The sequence below is a fragment of the Vicinamibacteria bacterium genome (assembly GCA_035620555.1).
Lineage (GTDB): Bacteria > Acidobacteriota > Vicinamibacteria > Marinacidobacterales > SMYC01 > DASPGQ01.
Map to the genome: position 1 here is coordinate 1 of DASPGQ010000595.1, position 4,181 is coordinate 4,181.

At 63.5% G+C, this 4,181-nt stretch carries 6 protein-coding genes; 3 read left to right on the forward strand and 3 right to left on the reverse strand.

Features of this window, described 5'->3' with window-relative positions; genetic code table 11:
- Together VEK15_24260 and VEK15_24265 are read left to right on the forward strand one after the other, a co-directional pair.
- The coding region (locus tag VEK15_24260; protein ID HXV63836.1) for a nicotinate phosphoribosyltransferase at positions 1-754 on the forward strand (754 nt) is incomplete at its 5' end.
- Entirely contained in the window at positions 751-1,974 is a 1,224-nt protein-coding gene (locus VEK15_24265; GenBank protein ID HXV63837.1) for a methionine adenosyltransferase, read from the forward strand. The genes VEK15_24260 and VEK15_24265, both read left to right, overlap by 4 nt.
- 44 nt (positions 1,975-2,018) lie before the next feature.
- Here VEK15_24265 and VEK15_24270 read toward each other — a convergent pair whose 3' ends face one another.
- A complete protein-coding gene (locus VEK15_24270; GenBank protein HXV63838.1) occupies positions 2,019-2,888 on the reverse strand; it encodes an MBL fold metallo-hydrolase in 870 nt (289 codons plus the stop codon).
- A 35-nt stretch (positions 2,889-2,923) separates the two neighbouring features.
- Positions 2,924-3,157: a YggT family protein gene (locus VEK15_24275; GenBank protein ID HXV63839.1), complete on the reverse strand. Its 234-nt coding sequence runs from the start codon at positions 3,155-3,157 to the stop codon at positions 2,924-2,926.
- 96 nt (positions 3,158-3,253) lie between these two features.
- Between VEK15_24275 and VEK15_24280 the strand changes: the two genes are divergently transcribed.
- Positions 3,254-3,940 (forward strand): hypothetical protein, encoded by a 687-nt coding sequence (locus VEK15_24280; protein HXV63840.1) that lies wholly within the window; start codon positions 3,254-3,256, stop codon positions 3,938-3,940.
- 4 nt (positions 3,941-3,944) lie between these two features.
- On the opposite strand, the gene VEK15_24285 is transcribed toward VEK15_24280, so the two are convergent.
- The coding region (locus VEK15_24285; protein ID HXV63841.1) for a hypothetical protein at positions 3,945-4,181 on the reverse strand (237 nt) is incomplete at its 5' end.

A 4,181-nucleotide genomic window follows, 5' to 3' on the forward strand; every position in this document is an offset into this window, starting at 1 on the left:
CGACAGCGAGCTCGAGGCCTTTCGCAGCTTCGCCGCGCTTTATCCCGAGACGATACTACTCGTCGATACCTACGACTCGGCCGAGGGAGTCAGGAACGTGGTGCGCCTGTCACGCGAGCTCGGCGAAGCTTTCCACGTGAGCGGGGTGCGGCTGGACTCGGGAGACCTCGCGGCGCAGGCGAAGAGCGCTCGAGCGATTCTCGATGCCGCCTCTCTCGCCCACGTGAGTCTTTTCGCGAGCGGGGGACTCGATGAGTACGAGATCGAGCGGCTGGTACAGAAGTCGCCGGAGATCGGCGGCTTCGGTGTCGGGACCCGCATGGGAGTCTCCGCCGACGCCCCGGCGTTGGACATGGCCTACAAGCTCACGTCCTACGCCGCCCGTGGTCGTTTGAAACTCTCCCAGGGCAAGCGCATCCTTCCTGGCCGCAAGCAAGTGTTTCGTGTCGAAGAGGACGGCGTCGCGGTGTTCGACATCCTGGCCCGGGAGGGTGAGGATCAGCCGGGACGTCCCTTGCTTCGGCCAGTGATGTCCGAAGGAGAACGACTGGACGATCACGTGACCGATCTGGAGCTCATCCGCGAAAATACACGGCGGGAGTGCTCGAGACTCGAACCGCGGTTTCGCTCACTCGAGCCTGCCGAGCCGCGATATCGGGTCGAAGTGAGCGAGGCGCTCCGGCGACACCAAGAGCAGGTCGTCTTCGAAGTCCAGAAGAGCTCGCGGCAAGGAAGCGGAGAAGAAAAGGTATGAAAGCTCCTCTCCTCGAGCAAGCGACCGGCCCTGCGAGCGGGAAACGTGCCTTCGAGATCGTCGAGCGAAAAGGGCTCGGCCACCCGGACTCGATCTGCGACGCCATCATGGAAGAGGCCGCGAGAGCCCTCGCCCGTCTGTATCTCGAACGTTCGGGTCAGGTGCAGCATTTCAATCTCGACAAGGCCCTCTGGGCCGCGGGGCGGTCTTCGCCACGTTTCGGGGGTGGCACCGTGGACGAGCCCTCGCGGCTGGTGTTCGGCGATCGAGCCCTTGCTGCCGTGGACGGCCATCGATTACCGGTGGCCGAGCTGGTAGAAGCAACCGCTCGATCCTGGATCGGCTCGAATCTGCGGTTCTTCGATCCCGACCGCCACCTCGTTTTCCAGAGCGAGCTTCGATCCGGCTCCGCCGAGCTCCTGCGTCCGTATTTGTCGGGCGCGCCGGCGGCGAACGATACGTCCGTGGGAGTGGGCTTCGCGCCCTGGACCGAGACCGAACGGCTCGTGGTTCGCGCGGAACGCTACATCAACTTGCCCTCCTTCAAGCAGCAGTTCCCCGAGACGGGAGAGGATGTCAAGGTGCTCGGGGTCCGGAGAGACGGCGTGTTGGAGCTCACCGTGGCGCTCGCCTTCGTCGACGGGGCAATCGACAGCGAGCACGCCTACTTCGAGAAGAAGGCTCAGGTGCAGGAGAACGTCGTCACCCATCTACAGGGCCACCTCGAGCGGATCGGCGAGCTGAAGCTGCGATGCAACACGTTGGACGCGCCGAACAACGGTGAGCGCGGCGTCTATCTGACGGTCACCGGGACCTCAGCCGAGGGAGCCGATAGCGGTGAAGTGGGCCGTGGAAACCGGCTATTGGGATTCAACTCGGCCACTCGCCCCTGGAGCGCCGAGGCCGTCGCGGGAAAGAATCCCCTGGCTCACGTCGGCAAGATCTACAACCATCTGGCGCAGCGCGCAGCGGAAAGGATCGCGGCGCTCGAGGAGATCGAAGAAGCGAGCGTCCTCCTCGTGAGCGAGATCGGAGCGCCGCTCGACGAACCGTCGTTTGCCGCCGTTCGGCTCGTTCTCGAGGCCGGTGTCGGACTCGACGACGTGAAGGACACGGTGGAGGCGACTCTGAAGCAAGCCGTTTCAGAGGTCGTCGGCTTCGTCGGCGGCTGGCTTCGCGGTGAGGATGGTGCCTCTGAACATGAGGCGACCCGACAATGAAGACCCAGGAGCTGAGTAGCGAACCGATATTCTGAAATAGACGGCTAGGCCGCTCGCATCCAGTCGAGCCCTTTTTGCAACTCGTGAGCCATCCGCTCACGCGGGAAGTGGCACCTGCGGCCGTGACCCGGCAGGATCCATTCGAACTCGTACGCCGTCAACCGCTCGGCCGAGCGAACCAGCGTGGACCAGTCGTACCAGCAGGCGCTCCGGAAAGCGTAGATGTGGCGGCGCGAAGGACTCCAGGCGATGTGATCTCCGGTGAAGAGGAAGCGGCTCGCGTAGAGGAGGCAGGCGGAACCCCGGGTGTGCCCCGGGGTGGGCACGACGAGGACGTCATCGTCCAATCGCACCGGCTCGTCTCCTTCGATCAGCCGCTCGACGTCCCGAGTGCCCGGGCCGACGTCCGCCCGGTGAAGCACCCGAACGCAGCCGAAATGCGCGTTGAATCGGGCATGATCGGCGACGTCGTCCCGGTGGGTCAGAAACATCATCGCGATTCCGCCGAGTGACTCGATCTTTCGGACGAGGGGGCGGGTGAATCGTGGCGAGTCCACCAGGATGTTTCCCGACTCGCGCACCACGAGATAGCTCGTCGCGCCGAAGCTCGACTCGCTATGGAAGCCACAGTGATAGACGTTGTCCTCGATTCGATCGGGAAGCGCTTCGATTGCCGCGGTAAGATCGTGCCTCTCTTCCGTCCCGATCGAGGCCGTTGGACACGACACCAGCGCCATTTCCGCCCGGAGCCGTTCTTCCCCGGTCTCGGGCTGAGACCGCACGCTCGCCTGGTCTTCTCGTTGAGCGAAAGTCTCCGGCGCCATCCACCGGCAGGTATCGCAATCGATGCAACTCGAATCGACGAAGAAATCTCCGGGCGCGTTGTGCGCGAGACGCCGATCGACTCGAGCCATTGACCGAGTATAGCAACGGCCCAGCGCCGCGCCAGTTAAATGATCCCGCGAACCATTCTCAGCAGTATGAGGAGAATCAGGGGCGAGAAGTCGAGGCCGGCAACCGGGGGGAGTATCCGCCGGATCGGCGCGAGGAGCGGCTCGGTCAGCATGCGGGTATAGCGGACGATGGGGTTGTACGGTGGAAGTTGTAGCCAGCTGATGATGACGGCCACGAAAACGACTACGGTGTACAGGTCGATGAGCTGACCGAGGACATTACCGTTCACGCCGGCGATGGTACCACGAGGCGAAGTCATTCCAGCCCGCTCACCGGAACGCCTGAACGATGCCCACCGAAAGTGGCGTTACAATGAGACCATCCGATGAAAAACACGAGCTCCCGTTGGCCGTGGGTCGTCGCCGTGCTCGGGTTGGCCGCCATCGGTCTGGCCGCGTTCTTCTTTCACGAGACCCGGGCCCTTCCCGGTGATTTGATCGACTCGGGCCGCTCGCTTGCCGAAGCATTCCGCACCGGTACGGTCACGACGCGATTCGTCAGCTACGCGACCGAGGTCAGCGGAAGCCAGCGGCTTCAATTCGCAACGCTGGACGAAATGGAAGTCTTCGAGCGTACCGATAGCACCACGGTGCTTTGGGGCCAGCTGGCGCTGCCGGACGTCGTGGTGCGTGCCGAGGCCCCGGTCACCTATACCTACTACCTCGATCTCGAGGGACGATGGGAATTCACCATCCAGGATCGTACTGTGCTGGTGCAGGCCCCTCCCATCCGACCCAATACCCCGGCCATCGACGTCTCTCGCATCAGCTACGAGGTGAAAACACGAAGCATCCTGCGGGACGAGACGGCAGCTCTCGAGAATCTCCGCCGCGGGCTGACCGACCTGGCGAAGAGACGTTCCGCCGAGAACATCCCGTTAGTTCGCGAGCTGGGGCGCAAGAAGACCGAGGAGTTCGTGCGGACCTGGCTCCTGTCGTCCTATGAGGACGCAGCCCAGTACCACGTCGACGTGGTGTTCGCCGACGAGTCCAAGCCTGCCGTCCCGCGGTGACGCGTCACCTTCCCGCGCTGTCGGTCGTTGCCGCCTGCTTTACCACGACCGGCGGCAGGCTCAAAGCCGCCGCAAGCCGGTTGAACTGGGAAACCTCCGTCGCGACGATCTGATCGAACCGTGAAGATATCTGCGCCAGCTCCGGCTTCAGATCGTTGAACCGCTCATAGGCGCCCGCAGTCGGCTCGAAATCGCTCTGAACGACGTAACCGTAGAGCGACGTCAGCTGGTTGTCGATCTT